Consider the following 25,390-nt stretch of genomic DNA (forward strand, 5'->3'; position numbering starts at 1 on the left):
TTCTTTTTCAACTGGAGAGGGCCCTGATGTTGTTCCAGAGTTGACGGTTTACCATTTGCAAGACTTTACTGTAAACTTTCTTAAGTTCAAGATTCTCCCCATACTATCAGTTTTTGCGTATCACACGGGGTTAGTTCTCGGCCTTCTGTTTTAGCCTTGTTCTTGGAGTGGGCGGTTGTAGAGCCACCTGCAAAGATCAAAGTGTTCAAGTAAGTTTCAATAGTTTTAGACGGGTAAAGACGAAACTTGTAACCGAGCACTCTTTGCTCCCCCAACATACAAATATAGTGATACTGGAGAGCATATCGCATGTCTATCAACCTATGTATCTCATAACTATAAAATGTTTTTCGGCTTTCATCCCCCAGGGGGTTCCCGCCGAAAAAGTTAAACAGGATAGAGATCGTAGGATGAGAACATTAACACATAGCAGGGACTATTCTCCGCAGTTGGTGCATAAGATGGTTAAAAAAAAGGGATACAGGAGCCCCCATGTTTCACCATCAAAAGTGGGGGATAGGACAAAGAAAAACCCAAACATCAGAATAGGAGAAATTATAATGGGGAGAAAAGCATTGAAACTATCCCCAGTTTATCCAACAATCCATTAATGACCTCAGAAAGGTTATCAATCGGATTCTAAGGAATATTAAAATTTATCCCGGTGTATTATCCGCGGTTACCCGATTCATTACCCTAAACATTCTCTGTGCTCCTAGAAGATTATATCCAGCGAACAAACAAGTATAACTGGAAGACATCTTCAAAAAAAATAACCCCCCAAGGGGATGCTAAGCGGTCAATGAAAAACGAGAAAAGGGTGCAACTCGCGGATAAACCCTAGAATAGACATCCTAGATCAGAAAAAAGCCTTTTGATAATCATCCCCAAAAGATTTTGACGAATCCTCTGGAACTGATAAAAATATATATAAAGTCTGTTAGATATTAATCTCTACACCCCATAATAGTCTAAGTTTATCAGCGGAAGCCCCCAGGGAGATGGAAGCCGAAAAATAATATAAGCCATGGAAAAAAGTTATAAATATACGGGGCTGGGACAGTTCCCAGGCCCATGAGGAAACCCTATAGTATACCAGTAAGGCTTCATCATTGAAGCAGGAAATCCCCATCCGATAGCTAGGGGGTAGTTCGCAGCTTCTCTAGATCAGTTGTGATGTGATGATAATGATAGAAAGCAAGATCAAGGCTCTTCGACAAGCAGCGCAAGTATCAAGCACCAGTTCAGGAAAGATATGGTGTGTCGCTGCGGGTAACGAGGATACGATTAACAGCGTAGCCTATGAGGCCATAGCATCAAAGGATAAGGTTAAAATACTCTTCAGAGAACATGTATCGGTTAAAGAGGCGTTTGTCAGGAAAAAATTTGATTTGATGATGCTTTATGGTGATGAGGCCAAGATACGAGATCTATCAATAATATGCAAAGAGAATGGTGGAGCATTTTTAAAGATAGCACCATATTATGTTAAAAACGAACCCCACCTCCTACTTCTCGTAGCACCAGAGAACCTGATCAAAAAATTTGTCGGCGAAGCAGAAAAGAAGAAAGCCAACCTCAAGTTAATCCTTGAGGATAAAACAACAGGTTTTATAGAAGCAGATGTTTATTTAACTGAAAAATTGCCAAAGTTTATAAAGGATATTATTGACCCATTATTTAAAGTTACAGATGTTGTCTTAACAACACTACTAATATCAGTCTCCAAGGAAGACGACGCTGAAAAGATAAAAGAAATCTCAGCCCACAATAATATATTTATTGTGGACTTCAAAGACATTCTAAAGGAGGATTAAAATGTTTTCATTTAGAAAAAAGGAAAAAGGAGAAAAAACGGAGAGCAAAACGGTCACAAACACCCTTGGTATAGACCTAGGGACTCTGAATACCGTGATAGCCAAGCCATCAGGGGATAAATTTGACATTTATAAAATACCATCAGTAGTCGCTGTGAAAAAGGACGACCCATCCTATGTCCTAGCAGTAGGTGAAGAAGCGAAAAAAATGCTAGGCAGAACACCAGAAGATATAGTGGCTGTCAGACCACTTAGAAAGGGTGTTGTGGAGAGCGTGGCACAAGCAGAAGCGCTTATAATCCACGCAATAGAAATGAGTGCAGGTGACATATCAGAGATCGACAGGATAGTTATAGGCATCCCAGGTAACGCATCAGAAGTTGAAAGGAATGCAGTTGAAGAAATCGGCAAGAGAGCAGGTGTAAAATACGTCCTAGTTATAAGCGAGGGCCTCGCAGCGGCAATAGGCGCAGGATTACCAATAGCAGAAGCCTCAGGTACCATGGTAATTGACATCGGCGCAGGATCAAGCGACATTGTCGTCATATCACTCGGGGGGATAACAGACATTGAAACAGTACGAGTCGGTGGCGACGACATAGATGAAAACATAGTAGAACTAGTTAAAGAAAAACACAACGTCGAAATAGGACTACACGAAGCCGAAAAGGCCAAAATCGAAGTTGGCATGGTCCACTCAAAAACAGAAATTGAAAACGAGAAAACCACAGTAATAGGAAAATGCATGGAAACAAACAAGCCAAAAGAGGTTGAAATAGATTCAAAACTGGTCGCTGACGCGGCAGAACCCGTCATCACAAAGGTAATAGACGCCCTCTCAAAAGTCCTTGAAAGATTATCACCCGAACTCATATCAGGAGTATACAATAGGACAATACTAGTCGGGGGCACATCCCTCCTAAGAGGACTTAAAGAAAGAATCTACGAAGAAGTGGGCATACCAGCCAAAGTATCAGAAGACCCCATGACCGTAGTGGCCAAGGGCGCAGCCATCGTCGCAGCCGAACCAAGAGCACTAGAACCAGAAGTAAGACTAAAAGCCATGAAATAATTAGCTGATCCAATGAAAATACTCGGAATCGACGAAGCAGGCAGAGGACCCGTGATAGGACCCCTAATCATAGCAGGGGTCATGCTACCAAAAGAAAAAATAAAAATCCTCGAAAAACTCCAAGTTAAAGACTCCAAAAAACTCACACCAAGAAAACGCACATACCTCGCCAAAAAGATAAAAAAAATCAGCAAATATTATATAACAAGAATAGACGCTCCAACCATAGACAAACTACGCCAAGAGGGTGTGAACCTCAACGAAATAGAAAAAAGAGCCATGGCAGATATCATCAATAAAGCCCGGCCAGACCATGCAATAATAGACTCAGTCGACATAAAACCCCAACGATTCGAAAAAGAAATAAAAAAACTGATAAAATATAAAATAAGCATCAAAGCAGAACACGGTGCCGACACAAAATATCCAATAGTCTCAGCAGCATCCATAATAGCCAAAGATCAAAGAGAACAAGAAATAGAAAAAATAAAAAAGGAATATAAAATAGAATTCGGCTCAGGATACCCCAACGACCCCCTCACAAAAAAATTCCTATCCAAACTAGACACAAAAAGACTACCAGACTTCATAAGAAAATCATGGGCCACAATAAAAAACATGCAAAAAAGTGGGGGCTTCTAAAAGATGATCACAGAACCAATAATAAATTCCATCACAACAATACTAGAAATGTTCAGAAGCGGGGGTATAATCACATACGCCATCGCAATCATAGGAATATATGGACTAGCCCTCTCCATAGAAAAAATGTATTATCTCCGCAAAATATCACGTATCAGCACCCCGGAGATCATAGGGATCGTCAACGATTCCATGGAAAAAGGAGGAGCCCTAGAAGCCCTCAGAGCCATAGGACAATACCAAAACCCAATCTCCAAGATAATCTCAGAAGCCCTTAAAATAGGCTACAGGAACAAAGCAGAAGTCGAAGATGCCATGGAAAGAGTTTTCATCGTCGAAATGAGTAACATGACCCGCGGCCTCGGCACCCTCAAGACAATAATCGAAATCACACCACTCCTAGGTCTTATAGGCACAGTCATAGGAATATGGCACACATTCAAGGTCCTTGGAGTTAACGCAGACCCCACCTCAATGGCACAAGGAATCTACATAGCCCTTATCACGACCATAGCCGGGCTCACAGTCGCAATACTACTACTACCATTCTACTCATACCTAACAAGCAAAATAGAAGCCGAAATAGATAAAATAGAACTTATAAAAAAGATGACGAACTGGAATTACGCGGTTATGAAAATCAAAGTAGAAGGAAACCTCGAAGCCGTGATGGAAGCCCTCAGAGAATCAGAGGGCATAGTTAACGTGAAACTCATCAACGAACCCGAAGCAAACATGCAAGTAGCCTTCAAACCCAGCATGCTAGAAAAGAGTATAAACAACATAATACTCGAAAAATGTAACAAGAGCGCAGATATAATAGAAAGCAGACTAAAACAATAAAATCGGTGGAATAATATTGCCCATTGACGTTGAAAGATATAAAAGGAAGATTAGAAGGGCTAATCCACGCTTCAACCTCGTCCCATTTATAGACATATTATTCACCTTACTCATCTTCCTCGTTGTAACGAGCAGCTTTCAAGGAATCAACGAAGGAACATCCTCATCCTCTGGCAAACCCGAACCTGGAGAGACTTTAGGCCCCTCAGAATATTATCTAATCCCCGTCGCCGGCTTGAAAAAGGTTATAGTTAATAACGTGGACAAATCAGAGTACATAAAAAATAGTGCAATCGCAGTCCACACACGCGTATTAGACGAGGGTGAAATAACAATAAGACCAAGGGAGGGTCTCATAATCATACAAACACCACCAGGTTTCCCGGTGGATAAAGCCGTTAAGAGTCCAGCCTAGTAAAGGTGATAAATAATGTATCTTGGTAGAATATTAGCTGTTGGAAGCAGCGAAGATGGTGTATTCGCCGCTTATAGGGTGTCGAGCAGATCATTCCCCAATAGGATTGCTAAAAAATTCGAGGACAGAATCGCCATCATCCCCAAAGAAGGTCATGAAACCGATGTCTTCAAGAACCCTTATATCGCATACAATTGCATAAGGATAGTAGGGGACACAGCAATAGTATCCAATGGTTCACATACAGATGTGATAGCTGATAAGATAAACCTGGGCATGAACATGAAAGATGCTATAACATTATCCCTACTTACAATGGACTATGAAAAGGATGAACTCAACACCCCAAGGATAGCAGCAGCCATAAAAGATGATGGTGAAGGCTATATAGGGATAGTAACATCCCATAACATCCAAGTACAGAGAGTGCCAAGTGGGAGCGCATATTACATATCCACATATGAGCATATAACACCCCGAAAAGTCAAATTCGAGGCGGAGAATGCGGATGAAGCAGCCGCCCATATAATGGGTGGGGGAGAATTCTCCAAGTTCACACACCCAGTAACCGCGGCAGCGGCTTTTAAAAGGACAGTTGAATGGGAACTTAGCACAATTTAACCAATCATATAACATTAAGGTGCCCCAATTGGAGATAAAAATCATAGGACTTTCCACAATCCCCCTTATAAAAGAGGGTGACGATCTAGCAAATATCATTATTGAAGCCTCCAAGAGGGAAGATAAAAAGATCGAAGATGGAGATATTATTGTTATCGCAGAGACCATAGTATCCAAGGCCGAAGGGAATAAAATAAACCTTAAAGGGATAAAACCCACACCAGCGGCTAAAAGATTAGCCGAGCAGACAGGTAAAGACCCGAGGTTAGTTGAGGCAATATTAAGAGAATCAAAGGATATAATAAAAGTTGGACACGATTTCATAATCTCGGAGACAAAACATGGTTTTATATGCGCAAATGCTGGTATAGATGAATCAAATGTTGAAGAGGGGATGGCAACGCCCCTACCAGAGGATCCGGATGCCACAGCAGAAAACATAAGATCCTCATTAATTGACAAATTAGGGAAGGATATAATTGTTATAATAGCCGATACCCAGGGACGTCCTTTCAGGGAAGGTGCTGTAGGGGTTGCTGTGGGCGTTTCGGGCATGAGCCCAATCTGGGATAGGAGGGGGGAAACAGACCTCTATGGTAAGAGCCTGAAAACAACAAAGATTGCAGTTGCCGATGAGATAGCATCAGCAGCCTCCATGGTAATGGGGCAAGCAAACGAAGGAATACCAATCGTCATAATAAAAGGCTATCCACATAACCATCTCAAGGCTGAAGGCACATCCAAAGACCTCCTAAGGCCAAAGGAATTGGATGTTTTCCGTTAAATGGGGAGACTTAAATGATAACTGTATTATCTGGGGGTACGGGGACTCCTAAGCTCCTCCAGGGGATGAAAGAGATTATCAACCCATCCCAGATCACTGTAATAGTTAATACGGTGGAAGATGACTATTTCTCAGGCTTATATGTCACACCCGACATTGACACAGTCCTCTACACTCTAGCAGATATTATAAACGAGGACACCTGGTACGGTATAAAGGATGATACATTCATCACACATGAAATGTTAAAAAAACTGGGATGCCCAGAACTTCTAAGGATAGGCGACAAAGACCGTGCATTCAAAATCCAGAAAACACTACTATTAGAAGATCATAGTCTCTCAGAAGCTGTAGATATCCAAAGGAAGAGCCTCGGTATAAGATCAAAGGTAATACCAATGAGTGACGAGCCCTCAGAAATAAAAATATTCACGGAGAAGGGGCCGATGAGCTTCCACCAATTCCTCATCAAAGAAAAATCCGAACCAGAAGTGTTCGACATACACTATAATATTGTCAGGCCAGCACCTGGTGTTATAGAGGCTATAAAGGATTCAGAGATGGTTATCATAGGACCATCTAATCCAGTGACTTCCATTGGCCCAATAATCTCAACAAAAGGTGTTAAAAAAGCCTTGGAGCAAGTTTCCGTAACCGCCGTATCCCCCATTGCCGGGGGAATGCCATTCAGCGGCCCCGCCGCGAAATTCATGGAAGCTTTAGGCTACGAGGTGTCTTCTATGGGGGTTTGCCAAATTTATGCAGACTTTTTAGACAAATTTGTCATTGATGAAAAGGATTCCCATTTAGAGGAAAAAATAGAAAAACTAATAAAAGAGGTTACGATAACAAACACCAAGATGGAAAATCTCAAAGACAAAATACGGTTGGCTAGAATAATTTTAGGTGAAATAGTATGATTCAAATGACCTTAATCCAAATAGATAATTATGGACCATGGACTGTAACCCCCACCCCCAGACGAGAATCAGACCTCCAAATATTACAAGCCGAACTTTACGCTGACCTCCAAAGACAATTCGCCGCAAAACAAGGACTAGTTTTTTTCATGAGATTCGATAACATGCTCGCCATAAGTAACGGCATGGACATGGAAGACCATCTAAGAATACAAGAGTCCATAGGTAACAGATACCCGATAACCGTGAGTATGGGGGTTGGAACAGCACAGACACCCTATGATGCGCAGAGGAAAGCTACAAGGGCCCTCCAGAGTCATGGTGGCGCACAATCCGAGGACAGGAAAGAAGTGCTTGCAATCGACGCTTTAGCCGATGATGAAGGTTTTGTACAAATAGCCCACATCGACATCAATGGGATAACAGAAACACTCACCGATACCATGCCAGCCTATGACACATCCTTCGTGGTTAATCGAGTACAACACTTTTTAATGAAGAAATTAATCAAAAAAGGATCGCTACTATTTTTTATAGGCGGAGACAATTTCATGTCCCCCTGTAACGGCCTAGCACCAGAAGGATTGCTCAAGATCATAAATGAGATAAAAGACGAAATAAACATCGCATTAAAAGCGGGTATAGGTAAAGCTCCAACAGCCGAAAAGGCAGCTAATTTAGCAGACCTTGCACTTGAAGAGATAAGAGGCGGTTTCACCTACGATCTAGTACATCTCATGAAGGAATGATCAATGATCCTTAAAGTATTAGCCCCCATGGCAGGTATTTCCAATGCAAGATTCTGCCTCAAACTCATCCCATATGGTTTTAACATGGTCACCCTAGGCGGCTATAACGCCGATAAACCAACAGTAATGGCCGCCAAGAAGATAATAGAAAGGGGAAGATTAGAATTCGATTTTAGCGCTGATGAATTACCATCCATAATCCAAGAGGAAGCTTCCCTAATAAAAGACAAGGCAAATGTTATGGTATCTGTCAATTTAAGGGCCGTCTCACCCGATCCAATTATAGAAATTTCAAGAATAAAAGAAGTCGATGTTGTGGAGATAAACGCCCATTGCCGCCAGATGGAACTTACAAGTATTGGCTGCGGCCAGACACTCTTAATGGACCTTGAAAGATTGGAAGATTTCACAAGAGAAGTTGTGAGAAGATCGAATTCAAAAGTTTCAGTTAAGATAAGGGGTAACATACCAGGAGTTGATGAATCAAAGGTCGCCAAGGTTTTAGATGAGAGTGGAGTAGATTATATCCATTTAGATGCTATGAAACCAGGTTTTAATTCTGCAGATCTTAAATTAGTAAATAGGGTGAGTAAAATGATAGAAAGAGCTGCTTTGATAGGTAATAATTCCATAAGGGATTTAGAGTCTGCTAGGAGAATGTTAAAAGCGGGTGCAGATGGTATATCCATTGCAAGGGCCGCTATGAACGGAAAATTACCATTTAACCTATCATTATTATGACCAAAAAAATTGGATCCTAGAAACTTTTAATATAAAGTTTAATATTTAATATAATTTAGGTTATCATATTTACCTATCCGATCCACATGAAAAAGGGTGATTTCATGGCTTTTATAACACTAGAAAATGTTACTAAAACCTTCAAGGGAATAGACGCCATTAAAAATCTTAGTATAAAGATAGAGGAAGGCACGGTGCTCGGTATTCTAGGTAGAAGTGGTGCTGGGAAATCAGTGCTCATTAACATGCTCCGTGGCATGAAAGAATATAAACCAAATAAAGGAAGGATCATATACACCGTTGCAATCTGCCCAGAATGTCTACACGTCGAACCCCCATCATATGAAGGTGAAAAATGTAAATGTGGCGCCACACTAGAATTAAAAGATATTGACTTTTGGAACACCGACAAGAAAACATTCAACGCCATCAGAAGACGAAGCGCAATAATGCTACAGAGAACCTTCGCATTATACGAAGACGACACCGTAATCGAAAACATAACAAGAGCAATACCAGAAGGCGACTACGAAGAAAAAATCTACAAAGCCCTCGAACTACTAGAGATGACCCAGATGACCCACAGGGTAACCCACGTCGCCAGGGACCTTAGTGGGGGTGAAAAACAGAGAGTTGTCCTCGCAAGACAACTTGCAAAGGACCCCATGGTCTTCCTAGCAGATGAACCCACAGGGACACTCGACCCTAAAACAGCAGAACTCGTACACGACGCCCTCATCAAAGGCGTGAAGGAAAAAGGCATAACAATGGTCATAACATCACACTGGCCAGAGGTCATAAAAGACCTCTCAGATCACCTAATATGGATTGACAAAGGAGAAATAGTCGAAGAAGGAGACCCAGAGGATATAGTGGCCAAATTCATGGAACAAGTACCCGCCCCCGAAAGAGTTAAGGAATATGAAGTTGCAGAGCCACTCATAATCATGCGAAATGTTAAAAAACACTATTACTCCATAGAACGCGGAGTAGTGAAAGCAGTTGACGGCGTAGACCTAACAGTATACGAAGGTGAAATATTCGGTGTAGTGGGCCTAAGCGGCGCAGGCAAAACAACCCTATCAAGGATACTCTTCGGACTAACAGAACCCAGCAGCGGAGAAGTATGCGTCAGACTCGGAGACGATTGGATCGACATGACAGAGAAAGGACCCCTCGGCCGTGGAAGAGTAACACCATACCTTGGCATATTACACCAAGAATACAGCCTATACCCTCACAGGACAGTTCTAGGCAACCTCACAGAGGCCATAAGTTTAGAATTACCCGCGGAATTCGCTAAAATGAAAGCAGTCTATGTCTTAAAGGCTGTGGGATTCGACGAATCCTACGCCGAAAGCTTACTAGAAAAATTCCCAGATGAATTAAGTGGTGGTGAACGCCACAGAGTCGCGCTAGCCCAGGTACTGATCAGAGAACCCAAGATAGTCATACTAGATGAACCCACAGGTACAATGGACCCCATAACAAGGGTGCATGTTGCAGATTCCATAATAAGGGCAAGAGAAGAACTAAACCAGACATTCCTAGTAATATCACACGACATGGATTTCGTACTAGACGTATGCGATAGAGCATCCCTAATGAGGGCCGGTAAAATAATCAAGACAGGAGATCCAAAAGAGATAGTCACAGAACTCACACCACCAGAAAAAGAGAAAATGTTAACAGAAGAATAATACACTCCCCTTATTCTATTAGGAGGATTGCCCTTGGGATGGGACGATGCACCTTCACACGTTTGCAGAGGCGGAGACAAAAGAGCACTAGCATTCTGCTGTCCCCCAATCAAACCATGCCCCATACTATATGCCCTAGAGGATGCAGGGTTAACACCTGAAGAATACATAGCAATAAAAGAAGAATTCGCCAAGAAGACCAGACTAGGTGAAGGCGAAGGCACCTGTTTCGGGTCCCTAGTCTGGTGCTGTAAACCATCCAAACCCTGCCCCTTCAGGGACATGGTCATGAAAAGAATAAACATGACAGTCGACGAATACATGGAACTCAAGAAAGAACTAGCCAAAAAACTAGTTGGAAGAGCCGAGATAATCGATAAAAGGGACATAAAAGCCCTCGCAGAAGCCTTCAACGTACCCATGGATGATGCGAGAAAAGCCCTAATACAAGCCAAAAACGACCTTAGAACAGCCATGAAAATACTCAGAATGAAAACCCTCGAACAGGGATGAAAAATGCCATGGACACCCTTATTCTTCAAACTGGATGGCAAAAAAGTATTCATATTAGGTTCGGGGGAAGTGGCCACTAGGAGGGCTATAAGGTTCCGAGAAGCCGGAGCCAAAGTAACGATCTGTGGAGATAACATACAACCCCATCTCAAGAAGATTGGCATCATATACAAACCATTAGAGGAAATGGAAAAACTGATCAAATGGGCGGACATCATCGTAACCGCGAGTGGAGACCCCACACTAAACGAAAAAGCAGCATCCCTCGCATCAGGCAAACTCCTAAACAGAGCCGACAAACCCCAAGACGGGAATCTGATCGTCCCAATCACATTCTCAACTGATGACGTGGAGATAGCAATATCAACCCATGGTAAAAGTCCGATAATGGCCCGTGTCATACGAGACAAGATAAAAAACCTTATAACCGAAGATGACATCCTCCAGATAAGATTACAAGATTATGCACGTCGCAAACTTAAAAAGACCATCCAAGATCAAAAAACAAGACGCAGAATACTCTACAATCTAAGCAAAGACGATAAAATCCAAGCCCACCTAAAAAATAGGAACCTGGAGGGGGCTAAAAAATATGTAGACTCCCTCCTAGAGCATGTGGGGGTATCCTAGCTGATACTGAATATTAGAGTCGACCATAAAATAGCAGACATTAAAGGGATAGAAAAAGCAGATAAAATACTCGAAAAAATCTTAGATGAACTAAAAGAGGATACAAAAGAGCACATCCCCATCAAAACATGTAACAGGATAGAACACTACCTAGTAGTCAAAGCACCCCCACAGAACATAAACCACCCAAACATAATCACAGAAAAAGGCCAAAACGCACTCAAACACCTCCTAAGGTTAGCAGCAGGATTAGAATCAATGATAATAGGCGAAGACCAGATACTGGGCCAAATAAAAGAAGCCAGGATAGCCGCACTAAAAAGGGGATCATGTGGTCCCATCCTCGACATGATCTTCAACAAGGCCGTGCACGTAGGCCAACTAATCCGTAACAAAACCCAAATAAACAAAGGATCAATCTCCATAGGCTCCGCCGCCGTAGAACTCGCAGAATCCGTACAAGGAGACCTAAAATGTAAAAAAGTCCTCGTCATCGGAGCGGGGGAAATGGGCGCACTAGTTGCAAGAGCCCTAGCAGAGAAACAATTAAAAGCCATAGTAGTCGCCAACAGAACATATGACAGGGCGGTTAAACTCGCAGAGGAACTTGGAGGATACGCAATCCAATTCGACAAATTAGACAGGGCACTCTCAGATGCGGATGTGGTTATAAGTGCAACAGCAGCCCCACACTACATACTCACCCATGAAAGAGTGAAAAAAGCCATACCAGTAGAAAGACGCGACAAAGTTACAATGATAGACATAGCAAACCCACGGGACATAGAAGAAAAAGTCAAAGAACTAGGGATAAGACTATTCAACATCGACGACCTAAGGGGTATAGCGGAAAAAAATCGCAGAAAACGCGAAAAAGAAGCCGAGAAAGCAGAGCAGATCATAGAAGAAGAACTAGAACTACTAGTCAACTCACTTAAATATAAGAGAATAGAACCCCTAATTTCAAAGATACGCAAAAACATGGAAGAAATCAGAGTAAGAGAAACAAAAAAGGCAATAAAGATGCTGGGCAAAGGAGAAGGCGAAGAAAAGATAATAGAGGATCTTACAAGGTCCATAGTAAATAAGATATTCCATGATATACTATCAAGGTTGCGTGAAGCCGCCGAAGACGACGACAAAGAACTTATAAAAGCCTGTGAAAGACTATTCAACTAACATTTTACCCAGAGTCTTCTCGATATTATACAACTGGCCCCCCATACAAAAAAAGAGAAGAAGAAACTCGATGGTCTGCTCTTATGCGAACATGTGTTTCGGCTCCCTGGCCTTTTTATTGTTATCCTTGAATACGTTTTCTATATGCTTCTCTGTTATAGTATCTGAGTCTTCAGCTATGGCCTGGTGTAGAGCATTCTTTAATATCTTCTCTTTTATGTCTCTTCCTGACATGCCCTCTGTTAATTTCACTAGTTTTTCTAGGGGATATTCTATTTCAAGTGGCATGGTCTCAGCATACCTTTTTATCATCTCCCTTCTCTCATCCTCTGTTGGGAGTGTGAATTCTATCTCTTCCTCGAACCGGCTTCTGAGAGCATTGTCTAATAATGAAGGGTTGTTGGTGGCTCCTATTGTGACTACCCCATGATTTTCGTTTATACCATCCATTTCTGTGAGGAGGGCGTTCACAATCTCTGATACATCACCCCTTATAGACTGGTACTTTCTGTCCAATCCTATTGCATCTATTTCATCTATGAATATAACTGATGGGGCTGTCTTTGAGGCGAGCTCATATAATTCATGGATTTGACGGGCACCATCCCCTACATGGTCTCCTATGAGACTTGTTGCCTTTATAAGGTATAACGGGACGTCCAGTTCATTGGCAAGTGACTTTGCCAGCATCGTTTTACCCGTCCCTGGAGTGCCATAGAATAATACGTTCCTTGGAGCCCATTCCTTGAAGTTTTCCGGATCTTTAAGATACTTCATTATGATCTTACATTTCATCTTTGCATGCTCTTGTCCTATAACATCATCCATTCTAATGTTACTTTGGACTTCATGGAAATCCTCGACGTTCTTTGTTTCTATTAATACTATGGATGTGTTCCTGTTGATCTTTGAATTATCTGGGTAGGCTCTTATAATCTTGAACGCATAATCTGGTAATAGTCTCTGGTCAAATAGGTATGAGCCTTCAGTTACCATGAACCCCTCCCATTGTTCCCTCGCATATAATTCAAAAAGTTCATTATTGATAACCTCTATTTTAGGCGTTTCAATAAGACTACAAACGAAGGGGTATCCGACTGGTTGAAGTACCACTAGTTTCGCTTTTTTCTCTGGTTTCACCACTCTAGTGGGGGTTTTTTTATCTGTGGTCTGTGAGTCATGGACGATATTACTAAATTTCACCGCATCACCGAGAATAAAATTTTTCCTTGATAAAAGGTAAGGGAACTACTAGTATATTATATTTTCCCATGTGATAGACCCCTAGGGTCTCTTTAATTTTGAGGGCGTCAAGATCTCTCTGGGGAGTCTCACAGATTATCGTATAATCCCAACCTTTTTCGATGAGAGCATAAAGTATAGGCTCTAATGGGGGTCCATACTCCTTCTCGTCTAGGCTGTGATGTTTCTTCTCCCCCTTATCCGTATATTCTATCCTAGTGTAATGGCAATGTAAATGTTTGATATCCAGGTTATCCTCTAACAGGTCAAGTATATTCATATAATCTTCAACCGTCCTGGGCGCTCCCCTCCTCCTGGCATATATGTGGGCGAAGTCTATTGTTGGCTCGAAATTATCGAACGATTGGCAGATCTCAATAATCTCGGATAGGCTCCCAAGCTGGGATCTTCTACCAGTAGTCTCCGGGGCGAAACAGAAACCTTGGATATTATATGCTTCTATCTCCTCTAAAAGCCGGCCTATGGATTCTTCACAAACTTTAAGGGCCCTTTCTTTACTTTGACCAGAATAGAAGCCGGGGTGGAATACTATCCTATAGGCTCCCATCCACTCCCCGGCCCTTGCAGCCTGGATTAACCTCTCAATGGATCTTTCACGCACATCATCCTTGGGAGAGGAAAGATTAATATAATAGGGTGCATGGATGGACACGAGGATATCATTCTCCCTAGAATCTTCCTTAATCCCCTTGGCGATCCTTTCACTTACCCTGACACCATAGGTGGCCTGGTACTCATAGGCATCAAGGTTCATGGCCCTTATATAACTGCAGACTTTACTGGATTCCCCCTTATAATCTACAGGGTTACCTGCTGGGCCTAACCTTATCATGTTGATCATCGACTCTTCAAAGGATCCCCATAGCCTTATTCGTCTTTTCTATAGACCTCTTATTATCTTCTTCAAGTTCTAGCAGGGCTCTTATCGCATCTACGCTTTCTGGTACAGCATCGGCCTCCTGGTGGACGGCTTGCATATAATATAGTTCACCATCCACTATGTTCAGGGATTCTTCCCATACAGGAATTTCATAGAGGTCGTTGCGTGGACGGCCTAACTCCCTTGCATATTCCATTATCTCTGCTGTGGATGCGAGGCCTTCACCCGCCTTCACAAGCATAACCCTAGATGTCTTGTCAAGTTCTTCTTTTATTTCTTCTATGTCAACAGGGTCTTCAAGTTCCACCATGATATTATGTTGGTGCATTAGGGTTGTGGGGACTAGTAGGGCCACTGTATTAATATTGATACCATACATGACTGTTCTGAGGTCTGGGCCGTGGTGTGATGGTACTGTTGGCGGGTTTGGCACGATAGCGTTAACCGGACCCTTTTTTACCTGGGGTGGGTCTGCTGCTCTTCTCACCATAACGGCTCTAACCTTTTTTATACCAGCGAGGTCGTCAATGGGTTTTAGTGTGCGGCAAAGGCCTGTGGTGTTACATGAGACCACCCTTGTATAATCTGCTCCTAGAGAGTCTTCATAGTTTGTGAAGGAGTTGAAGGATAATCCTATGTCCTCGTGTTTTTCTCCTCCTTGGAATATCGCCTTCACACCCTTTTCCCTGTACATTTTAAGGTTTTTAGCGCCTATGCCCTCTGGTGTGGCGTCCACTATTATGTCCGCCTCTTCTATCATGTCTTCGACTGTCCCGCTGATTTCGATCCCGGCTTCCTGGAAGAGTTTTTCCCTTTCAGGTATGCTTATATATAGGTCATAGCCTTTTTTGAGGGCCATTCTAGCCTCGAAGTCAGGTTTTGTCTTGCTCACACCCACTATCTTCATATCCTTTTGGGCGGCTACTGCATCCGCCACCCTTTTGCCTATGGTCCCATATCCGTTTATAGCTACAGAAACCATCTTTATAACCTCCCCCACCCCCATATTAATATTGGGGATGATATGTGAAAATTCTATTTTTCTGTCAAATATAATCTTTTCTTCTGGATCCCCCACCGGTGATTATTAGGTTTCTATTTCATCTAATTTTTCTGGGAGGTATGTGTCGACAACATATTCGAGGCCATATTTTGAGAATGATTGTTGTTCGGCCTTTTTACCTATCTTTAACATTTTCTTGATCTCTTTCTTCCAGAAATTGTCCCTGTAACGAGGGTCGCGTAGGAGTTCCTTTAGTCTTAGGATGTCGATGTCCTTTAGGGGGTCTGTGGGTAGATCATAGTTTATTATGTCGGTTGCTGTCACCCCGAGGAATTTGGCATCGGGGGTGGCTAGTTCGTGGTTTACATGGGCTAGTTTGGCGCTTCCTGATATTATGACCATGGCTATGTGGAATCCCCATGGGTCTCCGTCATTGCAGATGTAGATTGGGAGGTTTAGCTCCTCGTTCACCCTTTTGAGGAATCTTCTTGTCGCCCTTGCAGCCTGGCCCTTTAATCCTACTATGAGTGAATCGAATTTTTTGTAGGCTTTTTCTTGGACTAGACGATGGTACATACCCATGGTTTCGACTGCTATAACCCTTTCAACGTCGTGGTCGACGAATTCCACCTCATCAATGGTAGGTGGTATCGTATAACCTGATTTACCAGCCTTCAAGGCGTTTATTTCAATGTCGCCTTCTCGTACTGTTAATTCACCGTATACTGCCGCGCCGTCCTCTTCTGGTAGTAGTCCAAGGTCTTCTCGGGTCATCCCAAGGGTGACTTCAAGGTCTTCGCCTATTATATTAGATTCCTGTTGGTCTGCGAAGTCAACATCCCATCCCTCTGAGACGTAGTAAAGTTCCCTTAGGGTTGCTGTTTTGTTTCTCTTAACAAGGTCTTTGCAGAAGTTGGCTATGTAGAGCATCTGGGCTATCTTTTTTATCTGTTTAACATTTCCCATGGACCTGATACCATACTTTTCGCCTAGGACGTAGTGGCGTTTTTTATCATCGTATATGATATTGGATGTGCTCCTGGAGGGTACTTTTATCCTTGGCACCTTATCCTGGGTGACATCCTCTAGTATCATCTCACCTAAGCCTTTAAGTTTTTGCAATGCTATTTCTCTTCTATTCATCATTTGATTCACCTAGGAGTTCCGCCTTCGCTTTTCTCGTCACCTTCTGGAGTAAGGGTTTATAATCGGGTTTTTCCTTTTCTGCTAGGAGGGCTGCTTCCCTCATTATAATGGGGATGTATGTTTCGAAGACCCTGGCCCTTTTGGCTTCTTCCTTAGCCGCTTTCTTGGCCCTTATATGTTTTTGGAGTTTGCGGGCTACTTGCATTGTAGCCTGTCTAACCTCCTGTAATATTTCGGGTTCTGGTGCTATGCTCTGTTTTCCTGTTGAAAGGTATGGGACGTTGGTTGATACTATATTTACGAAGATTGTGAGGGGGGCATTTTCAAAGTCCCTTATACCATATCTCTTCCAGTCAAGGCTTCTAACCCCATCGGTTAGTGCGCAGCTTCCTTGGTCGAATGTGAGTGGCACGCGGTTCGCGAACCTCATTATCTCTGTTTTTCTTTGTTCACCGACGAGTCTGCCTGCATTACCTCCATATGCTACGGCTGCTTCTATTATGAATGGCACACCACCCCTATAGGTTAGGGGTCTCCTTGTGGTTGCTGCTACGAACTCTGGGTTTAGTATTTCTTTCATGCCCTTTTCTATTTGGTCTTTACCTATTGGTATGAGTCCTTTGGTTGGGGGGGCCATGAAGTCCATTTTTTTGAAGGCTTCTACTATCTCTTCGGCTTCTTCCCATGTCATGTCCTTGGGCCTTTTATTGAAATCTATGTTGGTTAGTTTTTCAAGTTCTTTGACCTTCTTTGTGGACATTCTGGAGAGTGAGCTTGTCAGCAGGCTCCTGAAGCGTCTTTTGTCGGTGTGTTTTGCCATGAATATTAGGTCGTCTGCTGTAACACCCTTTGGGTGTGGTAGTATTTCCTTTGGTAGTGGGGGTATGATGTTTGAGGCTCTTTTAAATACGTATTTTTTTCCGGTGGGGTCTGTGAATGTGATTTGGGCGTGTGGGTTTCCTATCATTGTCCTCCGGATATATTCGTAGGCTCCTTGTTCTGAGAGTGAATATGAAACTTCTTTGAAATGGAGTTTTACGCATACTCCGGTTCCATCTGGGTTGATCTCTTCTCTTTCTAGGACTAGTCCTTTGTTCTTTTTCACATCCATTTTTAGGGACATTTTCACTCCTTTAAGTTCGCCGTCTTCTTTGTATGCTGATATTATGGTGGCCGGTTTTCCTGTGGTCATCTGGGAGAGTAGTACACAGCCACTGCATCCAAGGCCCTGTTGTCCCCTTGATTGGATGTTTCTGAACTTTGAACCTGCGAACATTGTGCAGAAGACTTTGGGTATGTAGTCTTCGGGTATGCCAGGGCCATTATCTCTATGTTCTAGGATGTAGTGGTCTTTGCCAACTCTTTTCAGGTTTATTTTTATGTGGGGGAGTATGCCAGCCTCTTCGGCGGCGTCAAGGCTATTTGTTATCAGTTCATGGAATACCATGGTAAGGGATCTTATCTTACCAGAAAAACCTAACATTTGCCTGTTTTTACGGAAGAATTCTGATGCGGTGAGTTCTTGGAATTCCTCAAATAGTTCTCCTGCTTGTCTCTCCAAAAAGTAGCCTCCCTTCAACTTTTAAAATTATTTCCTATACCTATTTTATAATTTGTCCCATATATATCAAGCGATTATAAGATGAGGTTTTCAGTAATATCCTTTGAGTATTTTAAAAAGACCTTTTAGTAAATGGGTGAGTTCTTTGTTGATTTTATCTTATATTAACACCCTCTTCAAACTCTTTTATTTCCAGTTCCTGTTTCTTTTTTTCGAGGAAAGAGTACACAGACTTGTGCCTGGCCCCTCTAAGGAGCATTTCAATGGCTTCTCTTGCAACCATAAGATTTTCGAACTCACCTATTAGTGCAACGGTCTTACCATAGATCGAGATATCAACACCAGTCATGTCATGGATTATTTGACGTGTTATACCACCACGTCCTATTATCCTGCCCTTTTGTCTTGCTATGGCCTTCTTGGATTTACCCACATAATCTGGTATGTTTATAATATCAAGGGTTACATTATCATCTATGAGGCGCATGGCGATCTCTGGATTGAAACCCCTACCTATGGCCTTGACAATATTACGCGCCTTCCAAGGGGAAAGGGGATCATCAAGATTTTTATCGGGTATTATGGTCACGGCACCCGTTTCACTGTCAATATCGAGCCTGGTCTGTGTTAGTTTTTCTATACGCTCTTTGGTCGCCCCTCCTTTCCCTATGAGAACCCCTATCCTCTCTTTTGGGATTTTTAGGTATTCTTCAGTTGCCACTTGGACACACCCCCAATCTTGGGTAGGTTAATCATATTATCCTCTCCCTGATCTCCTGGGGAGTTGATGAAACACCAAAACGTTTAAAATCCCGGCTAATATTCTTAATATCCCTTTCAAGTAATTCCATTGCGATTGGATGATCAACTACAACAGCCTGTGAAATATCAATGATAACAGGCTCCTCATCAAAATTGAGGATATTAAATGCTGAAAGATCCCCATGGACTAGTCTGGCCTCCCTATATAATAACCTCATATAGTATATTATTTTATTGAACATCTCCTGGGGGTCTATGGGTGGGGCCTCCCTCAATGTTGGTGCAGGGTTGCCCTCCTCGTCACCTATAAACTCCATTATTAGGACGTTTTCCCTTGAAACAAATGGCTTTGGAACCCTAACACCATTCTCACACGCCCTTTTAAGGTTCCTGAATTCTTTGTTCACCCAAGTATGGACTATCTGCCTTTTGTTGCTCATTTTAACCTTGAAACGTGGATCGCCTTGGATATAATATTGCATTTTCCTAAAATCAGAAGTAGCGATACGATAAATTTTAACAGCAACAAAATTATCATTATCATCTAGGCCCTTGAAAACGTTAGCCTCCTTACCAGTGCTTATAACACCATCAAGGACAGCGAGATAACCAGTATTTGACAGTTTATAAAGAACTTCAAGGGTTCTTTTATCGAAAACTTCACTCGCAACACGTCTATCCTCCACGCCCTTAAGGCGCTTCTCGGATTTCAACCTTTCCAATGCGGAATCGACTTCGTGGAAGGTTCTATCCTTCTTATCAGCGGACAATTCAATCATCTACTATAAATTCAGGTAACCCCTTCTCTCAAGCCAATTAGCCTCGGTACGCGTATACCTCCATACTATGTCAGCCCTCTCATCACTTTGAAACTCCCATGGCTTCACAAGTACAACATCACCCTCCCTGATCCATATCCTCTTTTTCATCTTACCGGGTATGCGCCCAAGGCGGGTTTTACCATCACTACATATAACCTTCAACTTTCCATGACCTAGTATCTGCTCAACAATCCCGGGTATTTCACCCTTCCTAGGTATCCTAACTCTCCTAACTTCCTCTGTATTACCTTTACCCAAATAATCTCCTCCTACACTTTACATATAATCCTTTTTAGAAAAAGACAATATAATATCTCTATAACATAATATAAAATAATTATCCTAAAAAAAGGGGGAAACACCCCAAATTTTAGGGGAAGAATATTGATCCTCATAGGAATCAGGGGAGGGATCATGGGATGGGTCGTGAATTCCTAGACCTTGTAGATATATCAGAAGCTCATAGGATAATCCGCAACCTTTTCAAGGAAATTTATCACCCGCCACCGATAGAAAAAGTAAACCTAGAAAATGCATATGGGAGAGTACTAGCCCAGAATGTGAAAACTCCAATTGACCTGCCACCATTTAACCGCGCTTCAAGGGACGGATACGCCCTAAAGGCAGAGGACACATTTCACGCTTCTGAGGATAATCCAAAAACCCTAAAGTGTATTGAAGTGATAGAAGCAGGTGCCATTCCACAAAAAAGGATAAAAAGAGGATGCTGCTCACGTATAAGCACGGGAGCCCCAATACCCGAAGGCGCGGATGCCATAGTCATGGTTGAATATGCCGAAGAAGAAAACGATAACATCATAATTTATAAGAGCGCATATCCTGGTCAACACATCGCTCAAAGGGGGTTGGACATTCCAAAAAATGAGATCATTGCCTGGAAAAATTCAATATTATCACCCGAAAAGATCGGGGCGATAAGCGCAGCTGGCATATCCAAAGTGCCCGTGATAGCCAAACCAAAGATAGGTATACTCTCAACAGGAAACGAATTAATAGAACCCTCAAATGATTGGACTCCCGGAAAAATCTTCGACTCAAACTCCCACAGTATCGCGGCTGCAGTTAAAAAATGCGGATGCGAACCAAAAATCCTAGGTATTGTGAAAGACGATTACACAAAACTTCATAAGGCAATCCAAGAAGGTATCCTAGAATGTGACATCCTAATAACCTCTGGTGGAACCTCAGCCGGCGCCGGTGACATGCTCAGGGAAGTCATCGAAGACATTGGCAAAGTGATGATCCATGGGATCTCCATAAAACCGGGAAAACCCACCCTTATAGGCGAAGTCAAAGGAAAACTTGTATTTGGCCTCCCAGGTTTTCCTGTTTCCGCCCTGATAATCTTCGATGTTCTTCTACGCCCCTACCTAATGGAACTTTCAGGCAAACCACCAATAGAACATCGTAGGGTGGAATTACCACTCGCACGCAGACTACACTCATCAAAGGGTAGAATACACTACGCCCTCGTAAAAGTAAAAAATGGCAGAGCATACCCCATATTAAAGGATTCAGGTGCCATAACATCACTCGCAGACGCGGATGGTTATATTAAAATCCCCAAAAACGTTGAAATACTCGAAGAAGGCTCTAGGGTTAAAGTTTCACCCCTTTCCCCCATATGAATGCTAGAAGTTCGTCAATATCATCAAATACGAGCTTATCCTCTAATTTTTCAATGAATGGCCTGTTCACGAGTATAACCGGGATCCTAAGATCCTCAGCAGCCTTCACCTTCTCCATTAGCCCCCCAGTTTCCCCACTCTCCTTCGTGATCACGGCGATTGCATTGTATTCCTTCATAATTTCCCTGTTAAGGGCCCTTGAAAAAGTTCCCTGCATTGCTATTATCCGCTCTCCGGGTATGCCCATCCTATAACATGCCTCTATAGAACGTGGATGGGGTAAAACCCGGACCACTATCCTCTCTCTTCCAATCTCATCGATAACATCCTTAAGTGTTGAAACACCAGCCAAATGTAGGATATTACCATCCTCATCTTCCAGGATCTTAGCCGCCACCCGCCCAGCCCCCTTAAAGGAGTCAACCCTCAAAATATCCCCATCTAATTCTGGGGTTGGCCTCTCAAAACGGATATAATATGTTGAAGCCTCCTCAGAGGCTCTGATAGCGTTTTCAGTTGCTTTCACCGCGAAGGGGTGGGTTGCATCTATTATCATATCAACCTTTTCAATCTTAAGAACCTGGACTAATCTTATCCTGTTAAGGGCCTCTGTTATTATCTTATCCGCCCCAGCGGCCTTGGCTAGTCTACCACCATAATCCGTGGTGGTGGTGGCTATTATCCTATGATCCGTGGATTCTTTAAGTTTTTTTATTATCTTCACGGCATCGTGGGTTCCTGCCATTACGAGGATGTTCATAATCTTCTCCTCTTATCAATCCACCGGATTATCGCCTCATGTACTAATATTAATGAAGCCGCCAATATTATGAGCATCCAATCCATGATCGAAATCGCCCGCGTCCTGAATATGCTCTGTAATGGTGGCAGATATATAACAAATAATTGTAGTATGAATGATGTTGCAATGGCAAAAAAGAGCAGTTTATTTGAAAATCCATTCTGTGATTTACAATTAAATACGTTGAAGATCTGGAACATTACAAATGTTGTGAATGCTATTGTACTTGCCCTGGCATCCCCAGTGGATAACTTGTACATGTAGATGGCTAATGTGCCTATCGCCATTATAATACCAGCTAATACTATCCGGAGCAGGTTCCTCTGGGGTAGTATATCCTCTTTTTCCGGTTTCCTTGCCATTATATCCTTCTCTGGGGGTTCGACTCCCAGTGATTGTGCCGGGGGCCCGTCCATGATAATGTTTATCCAGAGGATCTGGATGGGATTGAATGGGAGGGGAATGTTCATCACAGAAGATGATACTATGGTGAGGATGGCGCCGACATTCGTTGAAAGCTGGAATTTAACAAAACGTCTTATATTATCGAATATTGTACGCCCCTCCTTCACAGCTTTTACGATGGTGGCGAAGTTATCATCCTGAAGGACCATGTCAGAGGCTTCCTTGGCAACATCCGTACCACTCCCCATAGCAACGCCAATAGCCGCTCTTTTAAGTGCTGGAGCGTCGTTAACACCGTCTCCTGTCATCGCAACTACATGACCGCGATTTTGGAGCGTTTCAACAATCCTAACCTTCTGTTGGGGGAAGACCCGCGCATAGACTCTTATATCCTCTACAATAGACTCAAATTCCTCATCACTAAGCTTGTCTAGTTCTTCACCAGTGATGGCCTCACCATCCTCCATTAGCTTTAATTCCTTGGCAATTGCAACTGCAGTATCCTTATGATCCCCGGTTATCATCACAACTTTTATACCAGCCTTTTTACAAACTTCTATGGCCTCAGCAGCCTCTTTCCTGGGGGGGTCCATCATACCAACAAGACCGACGAAGATAAGATCCCTCTCAAGATCCTCCCCATCATCTAGGCCATCAAGTGGCTTATATGCTAGTGCAAGCACTCTAAGGGCCTGGGATGTCATCTCATCCAATTTCTTCTTCCAATATTCTAAATCAGCGTCGTTGAATCTTCTTATTTTGCCCTCTTCTTCGATGTAACCTGTTCTCTCCAGGATTATCTCAGGCGCTCCTTTAATAAACAAGTAATATCCTGAGGTGGAGGAGTGTATGGTGCTCATTCTTTTACGTTCGCTGTCAAGTGGTATTTCCTTTATCCGTGGATATTCTTCCTCAAGTTCCCCCTTTATGTAACCCTTATCCCTCGCAAAAAGGAGTAGTGCAGCATCTGTAGGATCGCCTATAACCTTGTCATTGGAAAAACTTGCATTATTACAGAGCGCGCAAACTTCCAATGCCCTGTTCTCGGAAGTTAATAATGATTTTCTCACTCTCATCTTGTTGAGGGTTAGTGTGCCGGTTTTGTCAGTGCAGATGAAAGTGCAGGATCCCAAGGTTTCTACTGCGAGTAGTCTTCTTATAATGGCATTGTTTCTTGCCATTTTTTGCATGCCAAGTGCGAGGGTTAGTGTTAAAATTGCTGGGAGACCCTCTGGCACAGAGGCCACCGCAAGAGAAACGGCAGTCATGAAAGTTTCAACAATATTTATACCCTTTAAAAATTGGAGGATGAAAACTATAGAACATACAATGACTGCTATGAGTCCCAGGCTCTTCCCTAGACGCGATATCTTCTCCTGGAGTGGTGTTTTACCTTCTTCTTCTTGGATCATCCCCGCTATTTTACCTATGGATGATTCCATTCCAACAGCTACTACAACACCTTTACCCCGCCCCGAGACCACATTTGAGTCCATGTAGGCGATATTATCCCCTTTATCACTCACCTCATGGGTTTTATGGACTGGTATTGACTCGCCGGTGATTATCGACTCGTCTATCCTAAGTTCGGATGTTTCGATGAGTCTCAGGTCTGCCGGTACATTATCGCCTTCCTCTATAATCACAAGGTCGCCTATGGTTAATTCACGCGCGGGTATCCTTTTAATTTCACCATCCCGTATTACAACAGCTTCGGTGGCGATTAGACTCTTAAGTTTTTCCATAGCCTTCTCGGCACGATATTCTTGCATGAAGCCTATAATAGCGTTTACAACAACAACAAATAATATTACCATGGCATCTAGGAAATCGCCTATAAAATAGGAGACTAAAGCTGCTACGATTAATAATATTATCAGGACATCCATAAACTGGTTCAGGAATAATCTGATCGGCCCTTCCTTTTTTTCTTCGACCAATTCATTTTCACCATACTCTAAAAGGCGTTTCCTGGCCTCCTCTGAACTTAGACCATCCTTGAACGTGCCAAGCTCTTCTAGGACCTTCTTGGCTTCCATACGCTCCCATTTCACCCTAGATATCTCCTTCGGCTTGGTTGGTATTCGTAAAAGAAACTTCTTTTATAATTTATAAGATTCATGTCCATTATAGGAGGTTCTGTGACTAGTGGTCTTATTAAAAGTTTAGCTTTGACCTTATCTGCTACTTTTATAAGGGGTTTGTGTAATTCCATTGGGGGTCTTATCGAGTATATTAACCTGGCGCCCTTATATATTTCCCATCTAGGATTCGTAATATCATCCTCTATTATATAGGGGTGGGAAGGTTTAATATCTGTTAGGATCAGATCAATCATTGAATATTCCTGAAGATACTCTGCAACTTTGAAGAATCTTCCAACGCCCACTTCCACAACCTTATCATTTGGGTTGCATTCTTGTATTATATATGATGCAAGGTCTTCCCACATACATATCACGGAGACAAGGA

27 protein-coding genes are annotated in these 25,390 nt (G+C 42.6%); 16 read left to right on the top strand and 11 right to left on the bottom strand.

All coding sequences use genetic code 11. The features are described 5' to 3' along the window. Window positions 1–461: 461 nt before the first annotated feature. The 15 genes from MTTB_RS02080 to hemA all read left to right on the top strand — a co-directional run bounded on the left by MTTB_RS02080 (window position 462) and on the right by hemA (window position 12,626). The gene (locus MTTB_RS02080; RefSeq protein ID WP_248564871.1) at window positions 462–611 is read left to right on the top strand and encodes a hypothetical protein; all 150 of its coding nucleotides are present in this window, start codon (window positions 462–464) and stop codon (window positions 609–611) included. A 570-nt stretch (window positions 612–1,181) separates the two neighbouring features. Next, complete coding sequence (locus tag MTTB_RS02085; RefSeq protein ID WP_345894010.1) at window positions 1,182–1,817, top strand: hypothetical protein; 636 nt, start codon at window positions 1,182–1,184, stop codon at window positions 1,815–1,817. A 1-nt stretch (window position 1,818) separates the two neighbouring features. Beyond that, window positions 1,819–2,889, top strand: a complete 1,071-nt coding sequence (locus MTTB_RS02090; RefSeq protein ID WP_248564872.1) for a rod shape-determining protein — start codon at window positions 1,819–1,821, stop codon at window positions 2,887–2,889. 12 nt (window positions 2,890–2,901) lie between these two features. Continuing rightward, complete coding sequence (gene rnhB / locus MTTB_RS02095) at window positions 2,902–3,531, top strand: ribonuclease HII (protein ID WP_248564873.1); 630 nt, start codon at window positions 2,902–2,904, stop codon at window positions 3,529–3,531. Window positions 3,532–3,534: 3 nt separating this feature from the next. After that, entirely contained in the window at window positions 3,535–4,374 is an 840-nt protein-coding gene (locus tag MTTB_RS02100) for a MotA/TolQ/ExbB proton channel family protein (protein ID WP_248564874.1), read from the top strand. A gap of 16 nt (window positions 4,375–4,390) precedes the next feature. Beyond that, window positions 4,391–4,789 carry an ExbD/TolR family protein gene (locus MTTB_RS02105; protein ID WP_248564875.1) on the top strand — a complete coding sequence of 133 codons (399 nt, stop codon included), beginning with the start codon at window positions 4,391–4,393 and terminating at the stop codon, window positions 4,787–4,789. Between the two features lie 15 nt (window positions 4,790–4,804). Beyond that, on the top strand, window positions 4,805–5,410 hold the full coding sequence (locus MTTB_RS02110; RefSeq protein ID WP_248564876.1) for an IMP cyclohydrolase: 606 nt from the start codon (window positions 4,805–4,807) through the stop codon (window positions 5,408–5,410). A 19-nt stretch (window positions 5,411–5,429) separates the two neighbouring features. Then, the gene (locus tag MTTB_RS02115; protein ID WP_248565246.1) at window positions 5,430–6,194 is read left to right on the top strand and encodes a coenzyme F420-0:L-glutamate ligase; all 765 of its coding nucleotides are present in this window, start codon (window positions 5,430–5,432) and stop codon (window positions 6,192–6,194) included. Between the two features lie 14 nt (window positions 6,195–6,208). After that, on the top strand, window positions 6,209–7,114 hold the full coding sequence (gene cofD, locus MTTB_RS02120) for a 2-phospho-L-lactate transferase (protein ID WP_248564877.1): 906 nt from the start codon (window positions 6,209–6,211) through the stop codon (window positions 7,112–7,114). Further along, the gene (locus tag MTTB_RS02125; protein ID WP_248564878.1) at window positions 7,111–7,863 is read left to right on the top strand and encodes a GTP cyclohydrolase III; all 753 of its coding nucleotides are present in this window, start codon (window positions 7,111–7,113) and stop codon (window positions 7,861–7,863) included. Before cofD ends, MTTB_RS02125 begins: the two co-directional genes overlap by 4 nt. A 3-nt stretch (window positions 7,864–7,866) precedes the next feature. Then, on the top strand, window positions 7,867–8,604 hold the full coding sequence (locus MTTB_RS02130; RefSeq protein ID WP_248564879.1) for an MJ0144 family RNA dihydrouridine synthase-like protein: 738 nt from the start codon (window positions 7,867–7,869) through the stop codon (window positions 8,602–8,604). 104 nt (window positions 8,605–8,708) lie between these two features. Continuing rightward, window positions 8,709–10,304 (top strand): methyl coenzyme M reductase system, component A2, encoded by a 1,596-nt coding sequence (atwA, locus tag MTTB_RS02135; RefSeq protein WP_248564880.1) that lies wholly within the window; start codon window positions 8,709–8,711, stop codon window positions 10,302–10,304. A 33-nt stretch (window positions 10,305–10,337) separates the two neighbouring features. After that, window positions 10,338–10,817: a methanogenesis marker 9 domain-containing protein gene (locus MTTB_RS02140; RefSeq protein ID WP_248564881.1), complete on the top strand. Its 480-nt coding sequence runs from the start codon at window positions 10,338–10,340 to the stop codon at window positions 10,815–10,817. A 3-nt stretch (window positions 10,818–10,820) separates the two neighbouring features. Further along, a complete protein-coding gene (locus MTTB_RS02145; protein ID WP_248564882.1) occupies window positions 10,821–11,447 on the top strand; it encodes a precorrin-2 dehydrogenase/sirohydrochlorin ferrochelatase family protein in 627 nt (208 codons plus the stop codon). Next, window positions 11,448–12,626, top strand: a complete 1,179-nt coding sequence (gene hemA, locus MTTB_RS02150) for a glutamyl-tRNA reductase (RefSeq protein WP_248565247.1) — start codon at window positions 11,448–11,450, stop codon at window positions 12,624–12,626. An 81-nt stretch (window positions 12,627–12,707) separates the two neighbouring features. Here hemA and MTTB_RS02155 read toward each other — a convergent pair whose 3' ends face one another. The 8 genes from MTTB_RS02155 to eif1A all read right to left on the bottom strand — a co-directional run bounded on the left by MTTB_RS02155 (window position 12,708) and on the right by eif1A (window position 20,320). After that, window positions 12,708–13,829, bottom strand: coding sequence for an AAA family ATPase (locus MTTB_RS02155; RefSeq protein WP_248564883.1), 1,122 nt, complete (start codon window positions 13,827–13,829; stop codon window positions 12,708–12,710). Window positions 13,830–13,833: 4 nt separating this feature from the next. After that, entirely contained in the window at window positions 13,834–14,730 is an 897-nt protein-coding gene (locus MTTB_RS02160; RefSeq protein ID WP_248564884.1) for a TIM barrel protein, read from the bottom strand. 7 nt (window positions 14,731–14,737) lie between these two features. Further along, a complete protein-coding gene (locus MTTB_RS02165; RefSeq protein WP_248564885.1) occupies window positions 14,738–15,751 on the bottom strand; it encodes a phosphorylating glyceraldehyde-3-phosphate dehydrogenase in 1,014 nt (337 codons plus the stop codon). A 105-nt stretch (window positions 15,752–15,856) separates the two neighbouring features. Continuing rightward, window positions 15,857–16,915, bottom strand: a complete 1,059-nt coding sequence (locus MTTB_RS02170) for a DNA topoisomerase IV subunit A (protein WP_248565248.1) — start codon at window positions 16,913–16,915, stop codon at window positions 15,857–15,859. Continuing rightward, window positions 16,908–18,479 carry a DNA topoisomerase VI subunit B gene (top6B, locus tag MTTB_RS02175; protein WP_248564886.1) on the bottom strand — a complete coding sequence of 524 codons (1,572 nt, stop codon included), beginning with the start codon at window positions 18,477–18,479 and terminating at the stop codon, window positions 16,908–16,910. The genes MTTB_RS02170 and top6B overlap by 8 nt, the downstream gene beginning before the upstream one ends. Window positions 18,480–18,633: 154 nt before the next feature. Next, on the bottom strand, window positions 18,634–19,200 hold the full coding sequence (locus tag MTTB_RS02180; RefSeq protein WP_248564887.1) for a KH domain-containing protein: 567 nt from the start codon (window positions 19,198–19,200) through the stop codon (window positions 18,634–18,636). Between the two features lie 31 nt (window positions 19,201–19,231). Continuing rightward, window positions 19,232–20,020, bottom strand: a complete 789-nt coding sequence (locus MTTB_RS02185; RefSeq protein ID WP_248564888.1) for a serine protein kinase RIO — start codon at window positions 20,018–20,020, stop codon at window positions 19,232–19,234. A 3-nt stretch (window positions 20,021–20,023) separates the two neighbouring features. Next, the gene (gene eif1A / locus MTTB_RS02190) at window positions 20,024–20,320 is read right to left on the bottom strand and encodes a translation initiation factor eIF-1A (protein ID WP_112093591.1); all 297 of its coding nucleotides are present in this window, start codon (window positions 20,318–20,320) and stop codon (window positions 20,024–20,026) included. Between the two features lie 161 nt (window positions 20,321–20,481). On the opposite strand from eif1A, the gene MTTB_RS02195 reads away from it, so the two are divergent. After that, entirely contained in the window at window positions 20,482–21,711 is a 1,230-nt protein-coding gene (locus MTTB_RS02195; RefSeq protein ID WP_248564889.1) for a molybdenum cofactor synthesis domain-containing protein, read from the top strand. Here MTTB_RS02195 and cobK read toward each other — a convergent pair. From cobK to MTTB_RS02210, 3 genes are read right to left on the bottom strand one after another with little or no spacing between them, the layout of a single operon-like run. Beyond that, entirely contained in the window at window positions 21,683–22,471 is a 789-nt protein-coding gene (cobK, locus tag MTTB_RS02200) for a precorrin-6A reductase (RefSeq protein ID WP_248564890.1), read from the bottom strand. The genes MTTB_RS02195 and cobK overlap by 29 nt on opposite strands. After that, complete coding sequence (locus MTTB_RS02205; protein ID WP_248565249.1) at window positions 22,468–24,957, bottom strand: calcium-transporting P-type ATPase, PMR1-type; 2,490 nt, start codon at window positions 24,955–24,957, stop codon at window positions 22,468–22,470. The genes cobK and MTTB_RS02205 overlap by 4 nt, the downstream gene beginning before the upstream one ends. 11 nt (window positions 24,958–24,968) lie before the next feature. Continuing rightward, window positions 24,969–25,370, bottom strand: a complete 402-nt coding sequence (locus MTTB_RS02210) for a UPF0146 family protein (RefSeq protein WP_248564891.1) — start codon at window positions 25,368–25,370, stop codon at window positions 24,969–24,971. Window positions 25,371–25,390 lie beyond the last annotated feature (20 nt).

This window comes from Methanothermobacter tenebrarum, from assembly GCF_023167465.1.
In the GTDB taxonomy this organism is placed as follows: Archaea; Methanobacteriota; Methanobacteria; order Methanobacteriales; family DSM-23052; genus Methanothermobacter_A; species Methanothermobacter_A tenebrarum.

What these genes read in the sequence shown, in the direction of transcription:
- MTTB_RS02080 (WP_248564871.1), top strand. Translation starts at nt 462, where the DNA reads ATGGTTAAAAAAAAGGGATACAGGAGCCCCCATGTTTCACCATCAAAA.
- MTTB_RS02085 (WP_345894010.1), top strand. Translation starts at nt 1,182, where the DNA reads ATGATAATGATAGAAAGCAAGATCAAGGCTCTTCGACAAGCAGCGCAA.
- MTTB_RS02090 (WP_248564872.1), top strand. Translation starts at nt 1,819, where the DNA reads ATGTTTTCATTTAGAAAAAAGGAAAAAGGAGAAAAAACGGAGAGCAAA.
- rnhB (WP_248564873.1), top strand. Translation starts at nt 2,902, where the DNA reads ATGAAAATACTCGGAATCGACGAAGCAGGCAGAGGACCCGTGATAGGA.
- MTTB_RS02100 (WP_248564874.1), top strand. Translation starts at nt 3,535, where the DNA reads ATGATCACAGAACCAATAATAAATTCCATCACAACAATACTAGAAATG.
- MTTB_RS02110 (WP_248564876.1), top strand. Translation starts at nt 4,805, where the DNA reads ATGTATCTTGGTAGAATATTAGCTGTTGGAAGCAGCGAAGATGGTGTA.
- cofD (WP_248564877.1), top strand. Translation starts at nt 6,209, where the DNA reads ATGATAACTGTATTATCTGGGGGTACGGGGACTCCTAAGCTCCTCCAG.
- MTTB_RS02125 (WP_248564878.1), top strand. Translation starts at nt 7,111, where the DNA reads ATGATTCAAATGACCTTAATCCAAATAGATAATTATGGACCATGGACT.
- MTTB_RS02130 (WP_248564879.1), top strand. Translation starts at nt 7,867, where the DNA reads ATGATCCTTAAAGTATTAGCCCCCATGGCAGGTATTTCCAATGCAAGA.
- atwA (WP_248564880.1), top strand. Translation starts at nt 8,709, where the DNA reads ATGGCTTTTATAACACTAGAAAATGTTACTAAAACCTTCAAGGGAATA.
- MTTB_RS02145 (WP_248564882.1), top strand. Translation starts at nt 10,821, where the DNA reads ATGCCATGGACACCCTTATTCTTCAAACTGGATGGCAAAAAAGTATTC.
- MTTB_RS02160 (WP_248564884.1), bottom strand. Translation starts at nt 14,730, where the DNA reads ATGATCAACATGATAAGGTTAGGCCCAGCAGGTAACCCTGTAGATTAT.
- MTTB_RS02165 (WP_248564885.1), bottom strand. Translation starts at nt 15,751, where the DNA reads ATGGTTTCTGTAGCTATAAACGGATATGGGACCATAGGCAAAAGGGTG.
- MTTB_RS02170 (WP_248565248.1), bottom strand. Translation starts at nt 16,915, where the DNA reads ATGAATAGAAGAGAAATAGCATTGCAAAAACTTAAAGGCTTAGGTGAG.
- MTTB_RS02185 (WP_248564888.1), bottom strand. Translation starts at nt 20,020, where the DNA reads ATGATTGAATTGTCCGCTGATAAGAAGGATAGAACCTTCCACGAAGTC.
- MTTB_RS02195 (WP_248564889.1), top strand. Translation starts at nt 20,482, where the DNA reads ATGGGTCGTGAATTCCTAGACCTTGTAGATATATCAGAAGCTCATAGG.
- cobK (WP_248564890.1), bottom strand. Translation starts at nt 22,471, where the DNA reads ATGAACATCCTCGTAATGGCAGGAACCCACGATGCCGTGAAGATAATA.
- MTTB_RS02205 (WP_248565249.1), bottom strand. Translation starts at nt 24,957, where the DNA reads ATGGAAGCCAAGAAGGTCCTAGAAGAGCTTGGCACGTTCAAGGATGGT.
- MTTB_RS02210 (WP_248564891.1), bottom strand. Translation starts at nt 25,370, where the DNA reads ATGTGGGAAGACCTTGCATCATATATAATACAAGAATGCAACCCAAAT.